Annotated in this window: 12 protein-coding genes and 1 pseudogene; 7 read left to right on the top strand and 6 right to left on the bottom strand. The window is 69.9% G+C overall.

The window, feature by feature from the left end; all coding sequences use genetic code 11:
* Nucleotides 1-81 precede the first annotated feature (81 nt).
* The 4 genes from IG08_RS0148715 (at nucleotide 82) to IG08_RS0148730 (ending at nucleotide 3,560) form a co-directional block, all read left to right on the top strand.
* Nucleotides 82-945, top strand: coding sequence for a YhjD/YihY/BrkB family envelope integrity protein (locus IG08_RS0148715; protein ID WP_030619803.1), 864 nt, complete (start codon nucleotides 82-84; stop codon nucleotides 943-945).
* 145 nt (nucleotides 946-1,090) lie between these two features.
* Nucleotides 1,091-1,558, top strand: a complete 468-nt coding sequence (locus IG08_RS0148720) for an SHOCT domain-containing protein (RefSeq protein ID WP_030619806.1) — start codon at nucleotides 1,091-1,093, stop codon at nucleotides 1,556-1,558.
* A gap of 30 nt (nucleotides 1,559-1,588) precedes the next feature.
* Nucleotides 1,589-2,056, top strand: a complete 468-nt coding sequence (locus IG08_RS0148725; RefSeq protein WP_030619809.1) for a DUF7144 family membrane protein — start codon at nucleotides 1,589-1,591, stop codon at nucleotides 2,054-2,056.
* Between the two features lie 22 nt (nucleotides 2,057-2,078).
* Nucleotides 2,079-3,560 (top strand): diacylglycerol/lipid kinase family protein, encoded by a 1,482-nt coding sequence (locus tag IG08_RS0148730; protein WP_078656047.1) that lies wholly within the window; start codon nucleotides 2,079-2,081, stop codon nucleotides 3,558-3,560.
* Nucleotides 3,561-3,909: 349 nt separating this feature from the next.
* On the opposite strand, the gene chvE is transcribed toward IG08_RS0148730, so the two are convergent.
* The 6 genes and pseudogenes from chvE to IG08_RS58270 all read right to left on the bottom strand — a co-directional run bounded on the left by chvE (nucleotide 3,910) and on the right by IG08_RS58270 (nucleotide 12,500).
* Nucleotides 3,910-5,001 (bottom strand): multiple monosaccharide ABC transporter substrate-binding protein, encoded by a 1,092-nt coding sequence (chvE, locus tag IG08_RS0148735; RefSeq protein ID WP_030619814.1) that lies wholly within the window; start codon nucleotides 4,999-5,001, stop codon nucleotides 3,910-3,912.
* A 1,289-nt stretch (nucleotides 5,002-6,290) separates the two neighbouring features.
* A pseudogene (locus tag IG08_RS0148745) lies at nucleotides 6,291-7,463 on the bottom strand (PP2C family protein-serine/threonine phosphatase); the annotation flags it as partial.
* A gap of 99 nt (nucleotides 7,464-7,562) precedes the next feature.
* On the bottom strand, nucleotides 7,563-8,324 hold the full coding sequence (locus tag IG08_RS0148750; RefSeq protein WP_030619820.1) for an IclR family transcriptional regulator: 762 nt from the start codon (nucleotides 8,322-8,324) through the stop codon (nucleotides 7,563-7,565).
* A gap of 170 nt (nucleotides 8,325-8,494) precedes the next feature.
* The gene (locus IG08_RS0148755; RefSeq protein WP_030619823.1) at nucleotides 8,495-9,964 is read right to left on the bottom strand and encodes an amino acid permease; all 1,470 of its coding nucleotides are present in this window, start codon (nucleotides 9,962-9,964) and stop codon (nucleotides 8,495-8,497) included.
* A 430-nt stretch (nucleotides 9,965-10,394) separates the two neighbouring features.
* Complete coding sequence (locus IG08_RS0148760) at nucleotides 10,395-12,071, bottom strand: PucR family transcriptional regulator (protein ID WP_234343177.1); 1,677 nt, start codon at nucleotides 12,069-12,071, stop codon at nucleotides 10,395-10,397.
* Nucleotides 12,072-12,155: 84 nt separating this feature from the next.
* A complete protein-coding gene (locus IG08_RS58270; protein WP_078656048.1) occupies nucleotides 12,156-12,500 on the bottom strand; it encodes an alpha/beta hydrolase in 345 nt (114 codons plus the stop codon).
* A gap of 491 nt (nucleotides 12,501-12,991) precedes the next feature.
* On the opposite strand from IG08_RS58270, the gene IG08_RS0148765 reads away from it, so the two are divergent.
* The 3 genes from IG08_RS0148765 to IG08_RS0148775 all read left to right on the top strand — a co-directional run bounded on the left by IG08_RS0148765 (nucleotide 12,992) and on the right by IG08_RS0148775 (nucleotide 16,058).
* Entirely contained in the window at nucleotides 12,992-14,158 is a 1,167-nt protein-coding gene (locus IG08_RS0148765; protein ID WP_234343178.1) for a polyprenyl synthetase family protein, read from the top strand.
* Nucleotides 14,155-14,811, top strand: coding sequence for a biliverdin-producing heme oxygenase (locus IG08_RS0148770; protein WP_030619842.1), 657 nt, complete (start codon nucleotides 14,155-14,157; stop codon nucleotides 14,809-14,811). The genes IG08_RS0148765 and IG08_RS0148770 overlap by 4 nt, the downstream gene beginning before the upstream one ends.
* A gap of 389 nt (nucleotides 14,812-15,200) precedes the next feature.
* The gene (locus IG08_RS0148775; RefSeq protein ID WP_030619846.1) at nucleotides 15,201-16,058 is read left to right on the top strand and encodes a glycosyltransferase; all 858 of its coding nucleotides are present in this window, start codon (nucleotides 15,201-15,203) and stop codon (nucleotides 16,056-16,058) included.
* The last annotated feature ends 79 nt before the right edge of the window (nucleotides 16,059-16,137 follow it).

The following is a 16,137-nucleotide window of genomic DNA, read 5'->3' on the forward strand; positions in this document are numbered from 1 at the left end:
GGAGGAGCCATGACCATGTCGCGTGGTTCGGCATCGCACACCGGACAGGAACACGAGCCCGGCGGGGCGGCACCGTGACCCATGGCAAGGAAACCCGGCGCCGCCCCGGCGTCCCGCAGGCACACGGCGGTGGAGCGGGTCCTGGCGAGTCTGCGGTCCGGTCCGGTGGCCCGGCTGCTTCCCCACCTTTCGGCGCTCAACATCGTGGAGGGCTCCGTGAGGCTGGCCGCGCAAGCCTTCATCACCGCGCTCCCGCTGCTGATGACCGTCGCGGCGTTCGCCCCCCGAGGGGTGCAGGACCTGCTGGCCGACTCCCTCCGAGCGGTTCTGGGGGTACGCGGTGACACGCTCGACGAGGTACGCCGTGCCTTCACCGCCACCGGCACACCACGGGACGCCGCCGGAGCCATGGGCGTGGTGGTGACTCTCGTGTCCGCCACTGCCTTCAGCCGGGCGCTTCAGGCGGTCTGCGAGCGGTGCTGGCACCTGCCCCGGGCACCGGTGCGGGCCGCGGTCTGGCGCTGGCTGCTCTGGCTGCTCGTCTGGCTGGGCGTCCTCCTGATCCAGGCACCGCTGCGCAGCGGGTTCGGCGGCAGCGCGGTGATCGGAGGGATGCTGTCCGTACTGTCGGCGACGCTGCTGTGGTGGTGGTCCCAGCATCTGCTGCTGGGCGGCAGGATCGGCTGGTGGAACCTGCTGCCGGGAGCGCTGCTCGCGGGCACGGGCACAGTCGTGCTGAGCTGGGCCGCCGGCCTGTTCGTGCCCACGGTCATGGAGCGCAGCCTGCAGGAGTTCGGTCCGCTGGGGCCCGTCTTCACGTTCCTCTCCTGGTTGATCGCCGTGTTCCTGGTGGCCGTCTCGGGCCTCGCCCTCGGCCAGTACGTCGCCTCCTCCGACTGGTACCGGACAGCCGCCGTCCCCCGCCGTACGCGGGCCCAACCCTGATCCTGCAGCACTGGAGCGCATCCATGGAGTGCCGGGCCGCCCGCAGGCTCACCCGCGTCGGGTGAGGCCACCCACGCCCGGCCGTGCCCACGCTGAAGACACCACGCAACGGCGGCGGGACGAGCGCCCGGGACGGAGAAAAGACATGAGCGCGCAGACGTACCTGGCATACGACTATCCCTTGCTGAGCGTCTTCTGGAGCATGCTCCTGTTCTTCCTGTGGATCATGTGGTTCGTCCTGCTCTTCCGCGTCGTCGTCGACATCTTCCGCGATGACGCGATGAGCGGGTGGGCGAAAGCCGGCTGGCTGGTGCTCACCATCCTGCTGCCCTTCCTGGGCGTCTTCGTCTACGTGATCGCCCGCGGCAGGAACATGGGCCGCCGGGAAATAGCGCAGGCCCGAGCACAGCAGGAAGCCTTCGACGCCCACATCAGGGAGGCCGCAGGCGGCACGGGCCGCCCCAGCAGCGCCGACGAACTCAGCAAGCTGTCCGAGATCCGCTCCCGCGGCGACATCACGGACGAGGAGTTCCGCAGGGCCAAGGAACTGGTCCTGACCGGCCACGGCCCGGCGGAGCACGCCGGCTCCACCGCCCGCACTCCCGGTCGCTGAGCATCCGCACACCATGAATCGAGGCGCAAGATGACCGCGACACACATCCGGCCGGCACACACGGCGAAGCAGACATGGGCGACCGGCCTGACGGCCTTCGCGGCCGTGATGCTCTCCCTTGTCGGCCTTCTCGACATCTTCCGGGGCATCATGGCCATCGCCGAGGACGACATCTTCGTCACGACGCGCAATTACGTGTTCGAGTGGGACCTGACCGGCTGGGGCTGGATGCACCTCGCTCTGGGCGCGGTCGCCGTGATCGTCAGTTTCGGGCTGCTCCAGACCGCAGTGTGGGCGCGCGTCGTCGGCGTGGCCATCGCCGGACTCGTCATCCTCGCCAACTTCCTCTCCCTCCCGTACTACCCCGTCTGGTCCGTAGTGATGATCACGATGTCGGGCTTCGTCATCTGGGCCCTGTGCGTGGTACCGCGCGACAACCTCTACGACCTGACCGAGGAGGGTTCACGGTCCGAAGAGCGCCCGCCGCACAGGGTGTGAGGCGGAAGAGACGGGCCGACAGATGGGACCACACGGCGGCGGGAACGCGAGCCGATCGGGCGAAGCAGGGACCGCAACGGAATGCGAGGGCAGCGCGGGACGGGCTCGCCTCGCCGTGCTCGCCCTGCTCGGCAGCATCCTGGTGCCGCTCGTCGCCGCCGGTCTGCGGAGCGTGCTGTGGGCGCTGGCCGGCATCGCCGGCCTGGCGCTCGCCGCCGTCGGTGTGTGGTGGACCCTGGCGCACACCGGTGCGCTCCGCGCCCTCGGGGCGGTCCTGTCGGTGACCGCGCCGGTCGCTGTCCTCACCCTGTATGCCACGTTCGGCATGCTGGGGCCGGCCTTGCTGTCCCTGGGCCTGTGGCTGCTGGCCGTCACGGCGGCACGTACGGCCCTGGTACCTGGTCACACCGCCTCCGAACAGGCTGTCGTCGAGGCGCCCCACGCCCCCTGGGTCCTGATGAATCCGCGCTCCGGCGGCGGCAAGATGGATCGTTTCGGCCTGGTGGAGAAGGCCCGGGCCGCGGGCTGCCGGGTGGCCCTGCTCGACGCGGGCCGGCACCAGGACGTCACCGAACTGGCCCGGCAGGCCGTCGCCGAGGGAGCCGACCTGCTGGCGGTGGCGGGCGGCGACGGCACCCAGGCACTGGTGGCCGAGGTCGCGGCGCGCCACGACCTTCCCTTCGTGGTGATTCCCGCCGGTACCCGCAACCACTTCGCCCTCGATCTCGGACTCGACCGGGACGATCCGGCGGCCGCCCTGGAAGCCCTGACCCACGGCGTCGAACTCCGCATCGACCTCGGGTACGCCGCAGACCGCGTCTTCGTCAACAACGCCTCCTTCGGAACGTACGCGTCCGTCGTCACCGACCCCGCGTACCGGAACGCCAAAGCCCGCACGACCCTGCGGACCCTCCCCGGCCTCCTCACCGGCGAGGACGCGCCCAGGCTGCGGACGCGGGCCGACCAAAGGTACGTCGACGGACTTCAGGCGCTGCTCGTCAGCAACAATCCCTACGGGCGTGCCGTCGACGCGGCCCATCCGGGGCGCAGGAAGCGGCTGGACTCGGGACTCCTCGGTGTGGTGTGCGTGCGGGTCGGCAACACCGCTCAGGCGGCGAGGATGGTGCGCGGTCCGCGGTCCGGGGGACTCATCCGGCTGAACGCCGGGGTAGTCGTCGTCGAAGCCGACACGGACACCCTCCCGGTCGGCATCGACGGAGAACACGTCGTGCTGCCGTCACCCGTCGTGTGCCGCAGTGCGCCCGGGGCACTCCGGGTCCGCGTGCCGCGCCGCCGCCCCGGTACACCTCGGCCGGGCGGGGCGGCGGCCGACTGGCCGCGCGTGGCACGGCTGGCGCTGGGTCGTCCGTTCCCGGGCCGGGGACAGCACGAACTTTCCGGCTCAGGTCTGGTTCATGGCGGCCGCGACAGCTGGCTCGGGCAGGCCATGGTCGAGTGGCTCAGTGCACGTATTCAGCACACACGGGAACGGGAAGCACCGTGAACGCGTGAGAAGCGCGGAGGAGTGTTTCCTCTGTTCAGACACCGCGTCGCCAGCATCTCCGCAGGTCACAGCCCCGGCGCGGTCGGCGCGCGGCCTTCCGAAGACCAGCCTCCGGCGCCAGCTCACCGGAGCCGCGATCATCCTCACCCGCATCGACGCCCGCCCCGCCCACACGCGCACTGGGCCCGCACCAGCCCTTCGCGCGACTTCGCCCCGCCACCCCGCCTGGCAACAACCCGGCGGGGCCCAGGATCCCCATCACCACGTGGGGCGCGGCTCCAGGCACCGTTGGGAGGAGGGTGGCAGTGCCGAGGTGAGCGTCGTGCGTGCGTATCACGAGAAGGTGTCGCTACTTGAGCTCGTCGGCGGTGTAGTAGCCGTCCTCGATCAGAACGTCATAGTTGGTCTTGTCGACGCTCTGCGGCTGCAGCAAGTAGGCGGGCACGTTCTTGACGCCGTTGTTGTAATCACGTCTGTTGTTGACCCGCGGCGCCCTGCCGGTGAGTATGTCGTCGACCATCTCTGCGGCGGCCTGGGCGAGTTTGCGGACGTCCTTGTAGACGGTCTGCGACTGCTGACCCGCGATGATCGACTTCACCGAGGCCGGCTCGGCGTCCTGACCAGTGATGACCGGGAGCCCGCTGTCGGAGCTGTAGCCGTCCGACTCCAGCGCAGACAGGACGCCCCTGGAGATGCCGTCGTACGGCGACAGCACCGCGTCGACCTTCTTGCTGCCGTACCACTTGGCGAGGACGCCGCTCATGCGCTTTTGCGCGGTGACCCCGTCCCAGCGCAGGGTGGTGATCTGGTCGAGCTTGGTCTGGCCGGACGGGACGACCAACTGCTTGCTGTCCAGGAACGGTTGAAGGAGCGCCATCGAACCGTCGAAGAAGTATTTGGTGTTGTTGTCGTCGGGGGAGCCGGCGAACAGCTCGATGTTGAACGGGCCCTTGCCGTCCTCCAGTCCGAGCTTCCTGATGATGTAGGAAGCCTGCGTTCGGCCGACCATCTCGTTGTCGAAGGAGACGTAGTAGTCGACGTTCTTGGTGCCGAGGATGAGCCGGTCGTAGGAGATCACCGCAATGTCCGCAGCGGCGGCCTGTTGAAGCACGCCGTTCAGCGACCTGGCATCGATGGCCGCGATGATCAGTGCGTCGACGCCCTGCTTGATCAGGTTCTCGATCTGTGAGACCTGGGCTTTCGGGTCGTCGTCGCCGTAGACCAGCTTGGTCTTGTACCCCTGGCCCTTCAGGTCCTCGACGACGCTCTTGCCGTCGGCGAGCCAGCGGTCGGAGGACCGGGTCGGCATGGCGATGCCGACGGTATCGCCCTCGGAGCTGCTCTCGGAGTCGCCCCCGCTGCTCTGGCCGCAGGCGGACACGGTGAGGGCGAGGGAGGCGGCCCCGGCGAGGGAGGCGAGGGCGGCTCTTCGGTTGAGCATGGTGATCGTTCCTTGTCCTTCTCATCGTTGAGGGGATGGCGGCAGATCAGACGTCGATGGGGAAGCGGTGGAGCGAACAGGGCAGCCGGCAGGTGGGGCGAGAGCGAGTCGGACGCGCTGTACGCGCTCCCGGGCGGTGTGCCAGGGCCAGACTTCGCAGACGAGCGCCGTACGGGTGGATCCCCGGGCGCCCTGGACGGGCCGAACTTCAGACTGAGCGGTGCGCCGGGGAGGATCAGCTCGGCGCTCTCGTCGATCCGCACACAGCCGCCGAGGTCGTCGGGGTCTTGGTGCACAGGTTTCAAGGCGAGTGAACAACCGGCGGGCCTCGCCCGCATGGTTGAGGTCAGGTCGGCCCGGCACGTTGCTCGAGTCGGTGCTCAGACGTCTCGGCGTCCCGCACATCGCCGATCAGTGCATTGCCGCGGCCCGGCATCCGGCGCTCGCCGAAACTCGTGATCCCTTTGCCGACGTGCTCCTGTACGTACGTCAGACTGCGCCACGGCATTCCGGCCGCGTGCGTGCTGATTCCGGGACCGTACAGGGCAATCGCCTTTCAAACGTTCGAAATATCGACAAAGGTTCGAATGTTTGCGTGACAGTAAGGGGCCGTGTGCGGGGTGTCAACGGGGTGCACTGGAACGGTTACAGAAAGGTGCGTGAAGATCGCTTTCTGTCTCCACGCAGAGCAGCGGGGCGAAACACCTGGCGGGATAGGCCGGGCTCCGCTCGGGGGTCGCGTCCCGGCCCCGTGGCCTGGCGCCGGCCGCGGCGGGCCCGACGCGCCGCATCGTTCGCTTCCCGGGCACATCGTTTCGTCGGCTGTGCGGACCGGAGCTCCCGCCCAACCCGTCATGCCGGCGCGGCCGTTCGGCATACGGCACGTCGTAGGCAGCGGTGGCCGGTGGGTACCCCGGGAGGGGGGACGGGTGGCGGGGATGGCGCGGCGTCAGCGCTGCACAACGGGTGGTGAGCCGTCAGGCCAACTAAGCCGCCGACCTGGGGGTTTCCCCCTCAGGGAGGCTCTCCATTCGGTCTCGGGCTTCTCGTCCGGGGCCGTTTGCGTGAGCGGACGAATCGCCGGGCCCCGAGATTTCTCCCGAGAAGGCGGCGACGGGGATACCTGGGTCCGCCGCCCCTTCGGTCGTCTCGGCAGCCTGGCTTCCGTCGCCCGTGCCCGTGCCCGCGGCAGAGGACCGGCATCGGGACGAGACGGAGCGTGAGCCGCTGCCGCGACCGGCGTCCGACGCCGCTTCGGGAACGGCGGCTTCGGTTGCGGGAGCGGTCACTTCGGGAGCGATCGGTTCGGGAACGGCCACTTCGGGAACGGCCGGTTTGCGGAGCAGGAGCAGTGCCGCGTCGTCGTGCAGTCGGCCGCCCACGTGCGCCAGCAGTTCGTCATGGAGCGCGGTGAGGGTGCCGGACGGCTCGTCGGACAAGTGGCGGGCCAGTCCTTCGGCGAGCGGGTAGAACTCACGGCCGTGGTTGCGGGCCTCGGTGACCCCATCGGTGTAGAGGAGCAGTTGATCCCCGTCGGCGAAGGGCAGCACTTGGAGGCTGGGGGTCTCGTCCGTGAGGGCGCGCAGCCCGAGGGGCGGGGCCGGATGGGCGGGCTCCACCGCCACGACGGTGCCGGATTCGCGCACCAGCAGCGGAGGCGCGTGTCCACAGTTGACCAGCTCCAGATGGCCTGTCTGCGGGTACCCGGCGACCACGGCGGTGACGAAGTCGTCGTAACCGAGGTTGCGCGCCAGGCTCCGCTCGATCCTGTCGACGACGGCGAGGAGATCGGGCTCGTCATAGGCGGCCTCGCGGAAGACACCGAGTACGAGCGCGGCGGTCCCCACGGCCGGCAGCCCCTTGCCGCGCACATCGCCGACGATCAGCCTGACCCCGTACGGGGTGGGCACCAGCGCGTAGAGATCCCCGCCGATACGGGCCTCCGCCGCCGCGGCGCTGTAGCGGACGGCCACCTGGAACGGGCCGACAGTCGCCGGTACGGGCTTGAGGAGCGCGTGCTGGGCGGCCTCCGCGACCGAGCGGACGGCCGCGAGCACCCGTTCACGACGCCCGCGCAGCGCGCTGGCGAGGCCACTTGCCAGCGTGACGGCCGTCAGGGCGGACAGTACGGCCGTCAGCTCATCCCCCGGAACACCGTCCCGGGTTCCGAGCGTCGCGCCCAGCACCGCGGCGAGAAGGCCGACACAGAGGACTCCGCGCGGCCCGCTGGTGGTGGCGGCCAGCGCGGGCCCGGCCGCGAGCAGCGGCAACCAGATCGTCCCCGCTCCGCACGCGACATCGACGAGCACGACGACGGAGACGATCAGCACGGGCAGTACGGGTGTACCGGCGGCCAACTGTGCGGCGGCACGCGTCCGGGTCGCCGACCCGGGACCGGCCGCTCGGTTCCTGAACGGCCGTATCGGCCACTGGTCGCCACCACGGTCTCGGGCCTGACTCATACTTCGTCCGTAGTCCTCACCTGTGCGCGGGATGCACTCCTGAAATGTCTCTTTCGTCCAGGAAAGAGGTTCGGCCCTGACGCCACAAGGAGAGGATTTTCAGATAGTGAGCGAGAGGCCCCTGGTCACGCGACTCGCGGTCGGGATCAGCCGCGCCAGAATCTCCTCGAGTCGGGAGAGCCGGTCCGCCCGCAGGGAGACGCCGAGCGAGCCGAGTGTGTCCCCGCTGTAGACGGGCACGGCAACACAGACCGTACCGAGGGCGTACTCCTCCAGATCCGTGACGGCCGGGGCCACGGGTGAGGAGTCGAGTCGCCTGAGCAGCTCCGGAGGGCTGGTGATGGTCCGTGGTGTGAGGTCGGCGAGGTGGTGCCGGGAGAGGTAGTCCTTGCGGGCCTCGTCGTCCAGTTCTCGCAGTACGGACTTGCCCAGCGCGGTGGCGTGCCCCGCGTCCTCGAATCCCACCCAGAGGTCGACACGGGGCGCCTGGGGGCCGTCGACGATCTCGGCGACCCGGATCTCGCCCTCCTCGTAGAAGGTGAGGTAGGCGGCGGTCGCGAGGTCGTCCCGCAGAGCGGCGAGCGTGGGACGGACACGGTTGAGCAGCACCTGCCCGCGGCCCGTGGTGTGCAGCGTCTGCAGCTTGTCGCCCAGGACGAACCCGCCGTCGTCCAGCTTCCGTAGGTATCCGTCGTGGACCAGCGTCCGCAGCAGGTGATAGGCGGTGGCCAGGGGCAGTCCCGTCTCACGTGCCAGTTGCTTCGCCGGCGCGCCGTTCTCGTGCCCGCTCACCGCCTCCAGCAGGCGGAAGGCCCGCTGCACGGAAGTGATGAGCGTAGGGCCACCCTCGTGAGCACCCATACGACCAGCGTGCGCCGAGCACACGACGTAGGCAAGGCGCGCGCCCCTTCGCACCTCCGCTCGGCCCCACGCACCGGCGCCCGCGCCCGGCCCCGAGCCCGGAACGGGGCCGGCTCCCCGCCGAGAACGGCGGGGAGCCGGCCTGGAAGCCGTACGGCAGTCCGCATCGGTTACCGGGGCGCGACCGCGTCCTCGGTGTCCTTGGTGTTCTTCGTGCGCGTCCGCTCCCGGACCAACGAGACCGCGATCACCAGCGCAGCCACGAGCACGGAGAGCAGCACCTGGCTCCGCCCGCCGCCCTCCTTGTCGTCGGTGAGCATGTAGACGAGCACGAACGAGATCATCGCGATCGTCGCCCACGTCAGATACGGGAACAGCCACATCCGGACGACGAGCTTTTCCGGGTTCTCGCGCAGGATGATTCCCCGCATCCGCAGTTGCGAGAAGCAGATGACCAGCCATACGAAGAGCGCGACCGCGCCCGAGGAGTTCAGCAGGAACTGGAACACCGTGTCCGGCCACAGGTAGTTGAAGCCGACTGCCACGAAGCCGAAGGCCACGGAGGCCAGGATCGCGGTCTGCGGGACACCTCCCGCGTTCGTCCGTACGAAGGACTGCGGGGCGTCGCCGCGCTGCCCGAGGGAGAAGGCCATCCGGGAGGCGGTGTAGAGGCCGGAGTTGAGACAGGACAGCACGGCGGTCAGCACGATGAAGTTCATGATCTGGCCGGCATGCGGGATACCGATCGAGTCCAGAGCCGCGACGTACGAGCCCTTCTCGGCGATCGAGGGGTCGTTCCACGGCAGCAGGGTGACCACGACGAGGATCGAGCCGACGTAGAAGACGCCGACGCGCCAGATCACGCTCCTGGTGGCCTTGGCGACCGCCCGCTGCGCGTCCGAGGACTCGCCGGCGGCGAGGGTGACGATCTCGCTGCCCATGAAGGAGAAGACGACCAGCAGGATGCCGGTGAGGATCGCGCTCGGCCCGTTCGGCAGGAAGCCGCCGTGCTCGGTGAGGTTGCCGAATCCCGTCGCGGCATGGTCGGAGCCGGGCAGCACACCGAAGATCGCCAGGCCGCCGAGAAGGATGAAGCCCCCGATGGCGACGACCTTGATGCCCGCGAACCAGAACTCGAACTCGCCGAAGGAACCGACCGAGACCAGGTTCGTGGCGGTGAGGACCACCATCACGATCAGCGCCCAGGCCCACTGCGGTACGGCCGGCACCCACCCCTCCAGGATCACGGCACCCGCGGTCGCCTCCACGGCGAGCACGACGACCCAGAAGAACCAGTACAGCCAGCCGATCGAGAACCCGGCCCAACGGCCCAGCGCCCGGTCCGCGTAGGCGGAGAAGGAGCCGGAGGTCGGGTTCGCCGCGGCCATCTCGCCGAGCATCCGCATCACGAAGACGACCAGGGCACCGACCAGGGCGTACGACAGCAGGATGCCGGGTCCGGCGGCGGCGATACCGGAGGCGGAGCCCACGAAGAGACCGGCGCCGATCACCCCGCCGATGGCGATCATGGACAGATGGCGGTTCTTGAGACCGGGCTGCAGACCTGCCTGCTCCGGGGGCTGACCACTGGTGGGTGGAGTGGTGGCAGTGGCCAGAGAATCAGGGGGACGTGTAGTCATGTCGACATCCATTGAGTGGATTGAGTGGTTGGGGCGGAGAGCCGTGCGGGGAGTGGCCGCCCAGAGCGCCGGGGCACCGGTTCGCCGATCACCGGATCCCCGGATCGCCTCGGTGGCGGGGACGAGCAGGCCGGGTGTACGCAGGGGGCGGCCATGGCCCTGAAGATTCCCGAAAGCGTTCACGGTGCGGGGCGCGGTATCCGGATGCCGTACCGGTGACGGGGTCGTCACCGCACGTCCGAGCTTCGCTCCGTCTCCTCGTGAGAGGCGGTCCGCATCACTTGCGGAAATGGATTTGCGCAAGCGTATGAGCGGCCATGGGGTGATGTGTTTGTGGAGGTCGACAGCCTCGCCCTCGATGGCTGTACGACTGGCCAATGCGGCAGCGGGATCAGGTGGTGGGCGGCAGCCGGATCAAGTGGTGGGCGGGTCAGGTGGTGGGCGGCAGCCGCAGCTGGAGCATGGCCAGCAGACGCTGGTCGGGACGGCTCAGCTCGAGACCGGTCAGCTCCTCGGCCCGACGAAGGCGGTAGCGCAGCGTGTTGGGGTGCACATGCAGCTGGGCGGCGGCCGCCCGTACGTCACCGAAGGAATTCAGGTAGGCCAGAAGGGACTCGGCCAGGCCGCCCTGGTGCCGGCTGTCGTGCGAGACGAGGGCGGTCAGCCGTGGATCCCGTATCTCGGGATGGCCGGACAGCAGTGTCAGCACTTCGCTGACCAGTACTTCCGCCTGGATGTCCGGCAGCGCGGCGACCGGGGTGGACAGGTCGGCCCCCACCAAGGCGTCGAGGATGCGGTCGGCCTCGCGGCGCGACTCGGGGACGTCCCCGAGCCCGGACACCACGCAACCGACCGAGCCACGCAGCGGCAGGCCCAGGTGGCGGCGTGCGGCGTCGGCGATCTCCTGGCCCCAGCCGCGCAGCGTGTCCACGTCGATGCTGCGGGGCAGCTGCGGCAGGAGCACGTAGATACGGGGATCGACCTGGGTGACCAGTGCGCTGCGGTACCGGGCGGCGATGTGCACGGAGACCAGGTTGGTGACCTCGGTGTGGGTCAGCTCCGGTGCGGCTACGGCCCCCGGGGCCTGGTGCGCCTCTGTGGTCCCGTACGAGAAACCCAGGACGGCGGCCGGCCGGGTCGCGTCGAACCCCAGGTGGGTGGCGAGCGGCTGTGGCCCGGTGCTGCCCTCCAGCAGTCCGGCCAGCAGGGTCCGGGTGAGCGTCAGGTCCTGCGAGAGCTCCCGGCGGCGGCGCACCAGGTGGAGCGCGGCGACCCGGGCGGCACCCAGCAGCGCCTGCTCCGAGCGTTCGGACAGCGGCGTCGAGCCCTCCTGCACCCAGATGGTGCCCAGTTGACGTTCCCCGGACCGGATGGCCACCGCGAGCCGGCGGCGGATCCCCAGCTCGGAGTGGCTGTCGACACTGATCACCTCGTCGCTGGAGTGCAGGTGCTGGAACACGCCCCACTCGCGCAGCTTCGCCAGATACGCCTCCGGTCCCTGCCAGCCGAGGATGGAGCGCCGCCGCAGGTCGTCGATCTCGTCGGAGTCGGTGGAACGGGAGTACGCCAGCATCCGGTTGGCGGCGTCCTCGATGCTGACGATGCCGCTGGTGAGGACGGCGGTGGTCTGGGCGAGCGAGAACAAGTCGCCCTCCTCGGCCCCTTCGCCGGGGTTGCCCGGCGGCGCGTCGTCGAGGGCGGCGCGGGCCAACGCGTTCACCTGTTCCCAGCGTGCTTCGCTGCGCAGCGAGAGCAGGGCGACCCCGGCCTCGGCGGCGGTCTCGCTGAGGGCCGCGGCCTGGCCGGGACCGTCCAGTTTGACCACGACGGCCGCGGCTCCGTCGCGCCCGGCGGCCCGCAGCGCGGGATGAGCGGCTCGGCCACGGGCACCGATGACGAGGACCAGCTCGCCCGGCTGGGCGGTCGGCGGGTCCTCGGGGTCGAGCAGGGCAACGCCGCGGATCTCGACGTCCAGTCCGGCGGGCGCGGACTGCACCTCCACCAGCGAATCCCCCAGGGCCATCAGCAACTGGCGCAGGCTGATGCCCGCTGTGGGCGGAGGTACCGCGGCCGGATCCATGATCGTCGCCTCTGCTGAGAGCCACACCGGAGCCCTGGTGCTCCTTCGAGCTGGAGTACGGACACGAGACTAGTAGGGCCTGGTCGGGCCGCTCACAAATCCGTCCGGCACTCAGCACGCACCGTGCTCATGGACAGGGGCGCTACGGGGACACGGCCCACCTTGGCTGAGCACGCCCCGCCTGAGCAATGCGTGAGCGAACGGCCGAGCAGCAGCCGCCACGAGCCTGCTGGTGGCCAGGTAGGTGTTGACCTGGTGGTCCGCGCAAGCGTTGCCGTACTCGGCGTAGATGCCATGTTGGATGGCGTTCGGGAGGGTGATCAGGCGGGAGTCGGGCCACTGGTGGTGTATTCGTTGGGCTCCGGAGTAGAGGGTGCGGGGGTCGCGGAGAGGGCGACGGTGATGGTCCGCCCGCCCGGGTCGGTGTAGTCCAGCGGCACCGTGAGGTAGGCGCACCGGGCACCTGCCGCGTCGAGCTTCCGCCCCGCGGTGTCGTCAGGGCCGAGGGTGCAGTCGTGCCAGTCGATGTGCTGGGAGTGTGCTGGGAGTGGTACCGCCCGAGCGGCTCCTTCTCCGCAGCCGAAGCCGAAGCCAAAGCTGCAGTCGCAGTCGCAGTCGCAGTCGCAGTAGCTGTCGCAGCGGGTAATCCCACCGCTCCCAGTGCCAGCACCGCAGCGCCGGCAACGGCCCTCCGTATCCGCATAGTTGTCCGCATTCACCGCACGCCAGGCCGGGAACGCCTCCCACCTCGCTGCGGATATCCGCCGAATCTCCCCTGGGTCAGCCCTACCGGGGTGCCGTGCGGCCGCCGTTCGGATTCCGCCACATCGAGCGTCGCGGGTGTTGCCGTATTGGCTTCGAACCTTCTTGCGGCACCCCGCGGCCGCGATCATGCTCCTCCATATTGACTCGTGTCCATGAAGTGATGTGAGTGTGGAGACAGAGTGGTGACCACGGTGGATGTGGCGGGTGTGGAGGCGGTGCTGCGGGGTGACGCGGCGCTGCTGGAGGACGATCTGGCCGCATTCCTCGACTCGTTGACCGGTGCGCCCACACAGGAGGGCGGGCCGGGGGCGGAGACGTCCGCGTACGACGCGGCCCTGCGGTGTTCCTTGTACGAACCGGTCGCCGACGCGGTCGGATCCAAGGTCGGGCAGGAAGCGTTGCCGCCCGCTGCCGGAGCGCCCGGCGGTCGCGGGGCGCCGCTACGGCCGTCGATGGTGTTCTGGGCCTACCGCAACTACCGGGGTTTCCCTGATGAGTCGGGGGACGATGCGGACCTGGCGGTGGTGCGGCGTACCGCGGTGGCGGTCCGGATCCTGCTGAAGGCCGCGGTCGCGCTCGACGACGTCCAGGACGGCAGCGTCGTCCGTTACGGCGAGGCCGCGCTCCACGTCACCCATGGCGTACCGCTCGCCCTCAACACCGGGGCCTGGCTGATCACGGCCGCGCTGCGGCACGCGGCCGATCCCGCTGTCGTGGACAGCCTGGTGCGGTCGGTCGGCAACGGCTTCACCGGCCAGGCCGTCGACATGTCCACGCGCTCGGCGCGCACCCGGGCCGAACTGATGGCCGCGCCCGGCGACGCGCGCGTGGACTTCTGGGAGTCGATGGCCGCACTCAAGACCGGAACGCTGTTCTGGATGCCGCTCGACGCGGCGGTGGCGGGCCTGCGCGTCGTCGACCACGAGCGGCGCACCCTCGACGACGCGATGCGCCGACTCGGGCTGGCGAGCCAGCTGTTCAACGACCTCACCGACTTCGTACCCGAACTCGGCGGTGCCAACGTCCACGAGGACTTCGACGGACTGAGCAACCGGGTCTTCCTCGAACTGCTCGATGGGTCCGATACGGAGATGTCCGGTACCGAGATGTCCGGTACGGAGATGTCCGGTACGGAGATGCAGTCCTTCGTCCTCGGCCACCCGAGACTTCAGGACACGCTCCTCACCCTCTCCGCGGAAGCGGTCGAACTCAAGCGCGCGGCCAAGAACGCCGTGCACGGCGTGTGCCGCTCCGAGCGCAGCGCGGCCTACTTCGACATGACGATCGAACGCAAGGGACACCTCATCGACCGCCTCCACCGGACGGTCCGGCAGCGGAGCGGCGCGTGACGTCCCGGGCGGCCGCGCCGGCCACCGCCACCGAGCGCCTGCGCGCGGGCACCCGCGTATGGCACGACGCCCTGGAGGCCACCCCGTTCGCGAGCGCCATGGTCGGCGGGACGCTTCCGCTCGATCGGTACGTCGCCCAACTCGCCGCCTACCGCGTGGTCCTGGAGACGCTCGAAGGCGAACTGTCGCGCACCGTAAGCCCGTCCGTCGCCTCGGTCTGGTCGCCGGACCTGGCCAAACTCCCCCTCATCGAGAGCGACTTGCGGTACTTTGCCGCCTCCGGCACCGCCCCGAAGACCGGGGCGGCACAAGCGGCGGAAGCGGCGGAAGCGTTCTCGCGGGAGATCCGACGTACCGCGGCATCGGACCCCCAAACGCTGCTCGGATTCCTGTACGTCCTGGAAGGCTCCACGCTCGGCGGCCTGATACTGCGCCAGTACGTCACCAGGGCCTACGGACTGGGCGATGCGGACGGCGTGGCCTACTACGGCAGCGGCGACCGCGACCGCTGGGCGCGCTTCACCGCGCGCATGAACCGGGCAGTCACCGAACCCGAGGCACAGGACCGCGTCGTCGACGCCGCCGGGCGGGCGTACCACCACACCGCCACGATCGCCCAGGCTCTGTCGGTGGGGCTCACCGGGCGTGCGTGAACAAGTGCCCTGCGAAGACCGGCAGGGCGACGACCCGTTCCGGCCGCCCCCTGCGCACCTCGCCCCTGCGGTGCGCTGCCCACCCGGGCTGAAAGCCCGACAAGGGGCGGCCGGAACATCCGGAAAATCGCAATACGAATGCTTTCGGGCGGTGATCGGGGAGGGCCATGAGGGTCTACGAGGACTTGGGGCGCCTGATCCACGCCGTTCGGCGAGCATCACTACGTGGTCTTCACCACCCGCTGATCCGGTCCCGGGCCGGACGGACTGTCAGGCGTCCTGTGGGTCGGTACGACGGAGCTGTGGGCGACCTGTGAGTCCGCTGATTCTCACTCGTCGCTCAGAACGCGCTCAGGGATCCCCCAGACGCGGCCCCGATCGTCACTGCCATGAACGAAACGAACGCGGGAGGCGTCCGGCGACGGACGGTCGAGGTCGTGGTGCCGGTCTACAACGAGGCGCACGTGCTCGCCGACAGCGTCGGCCGTCTCCACGCCTACCTCGAAGAGTCCTTCCCGTTCCCGTTCCGCATCACGATCGCGGACAACGCGAGCACCGACGGCACCTGGCAGGAGGCGACCGACCTGACCCTCCGCCTCCCCCACGTGCACGCCGTGCACCTGGAGGCCAAGGGCCGAGGCCGCGCGCTGAAGCAGGTGTGGGCCGACTCGACCGCTGACGTCGTCGCCTACATGGACGTCGACCTGTCCACCGGGCTCGAGAGCTTCCTGCCGCTGGTGGCACCCCTGCTCTCCGGCCACAGCGACCTCGCCGTCGGCAGCCGGCTGCACCGGCAGTCCGACGTGGTGCGCGGCTCCAAGCGGGAGTTCATCTCCCGCTCCTACAACCTCCTCCTCAAGCTCGGTCTCGCCGCCCGCTTCTCGGACGCGCAGTGCGGCTTCAAGGCCGTACGCGCCGACGTGTTCCGCGCGCTCGCCCCGCACATCGAGGACACCGCCTGGTTCTTCGACACCGAGCTGCTGGTCCTGGCCCAGCGCAACAAGCTGCGCATCCACGAGGTCCCGGTCGACTGGGTCGACGACCCCGACAGCCGGGTCGACATCGTCCGCACCGCCCTCGACGACCTCAAGGGCATGCGCCGGATGCTGCGTTCCACGCTCAGCGGCCGCGCCCGCATCGCCGCCGTACCGCGCCGGACCTCCGCCCCGCAGGTGCCGGCCGCCCGCACCACCACCCCTGCCGTCCTGCCCGCCGGGGCGAACAGCCACCTGGAGTACGTGTCATGACGACCCTCGCCCCGCCGCCCGCGGCGCCCGCCCAGGAACGCAGGCACCGGGCCGCGCCGCCCGCCCCGAGCAGCCGTGT

The organism is Streptomyces fulvoviolaceus (genome assembly GCF_000718165.1).
GTDB lineage: Bacteria > Actinomycetota > Actinomycetes > Streptomycetales > Streptomycetaceae > Streptomyces > Streptomyces fulvoviolaceus.

Bases quoted from the DNA above. Each gene is read 5' to 3' on its own strand.
- chvE (WP_030619814.1), bottom strand. From the start codon at position 5,001: ATGCTCAACCGAAGAGCCGCCCTCGCCTCCCTCGCCGGGGCCGCCTCC.
- IG08_RS0148750 (WP_030619820.1), bottom strand. From the start codon at position 8,324: ATGGGTGCTCACGAGGGTGGCCCTACGCTCATCACTTCCGTGCAGCGG.
- IG08_RS0148725 (WP_030619809.1), top strand. From the start codon at position 1,589: ATGACCGCGACACACATCCGGCCGGCACACACGGCGAAGCAGACATGG.
- IG08_RS0148715 (WP_030619803.1), top strand. From the start codon at position 82: ATGGCAAGGAAACCCGGCGCCGCCCCGGCGTCCCGCAGGCACACGGCG.
- IG08_RS0148730 (WP_078656047.1), top strand. From the start codon at position 2,079: ATGGGACCACACGGCGGCGGGAACGCGAGCCGATCGGGCGAAGCAGGG.
- IG08_RS0148720 (WP_030619806.1), top strand. From the start codon at position 1,091: ATGAGCGCGCAGACGTACCTGGCATACGACTATCCCTTGCTGAGCGTC.
- IG08_RS0148755 (WP_030619823.1), bottom strand. From the start codon at position 9,964: ATGACTACACGTCCCCCTGATTCTCTGGCCACTGCCACCACTCCACCC.
- IG08_RS0148775 (WP_030619846.1), top strand. From the start codon at position 15,201: ATGAACGAAACGAACGCGGGAGGCGTCCGGCGACGGACGGTCGAGGTC.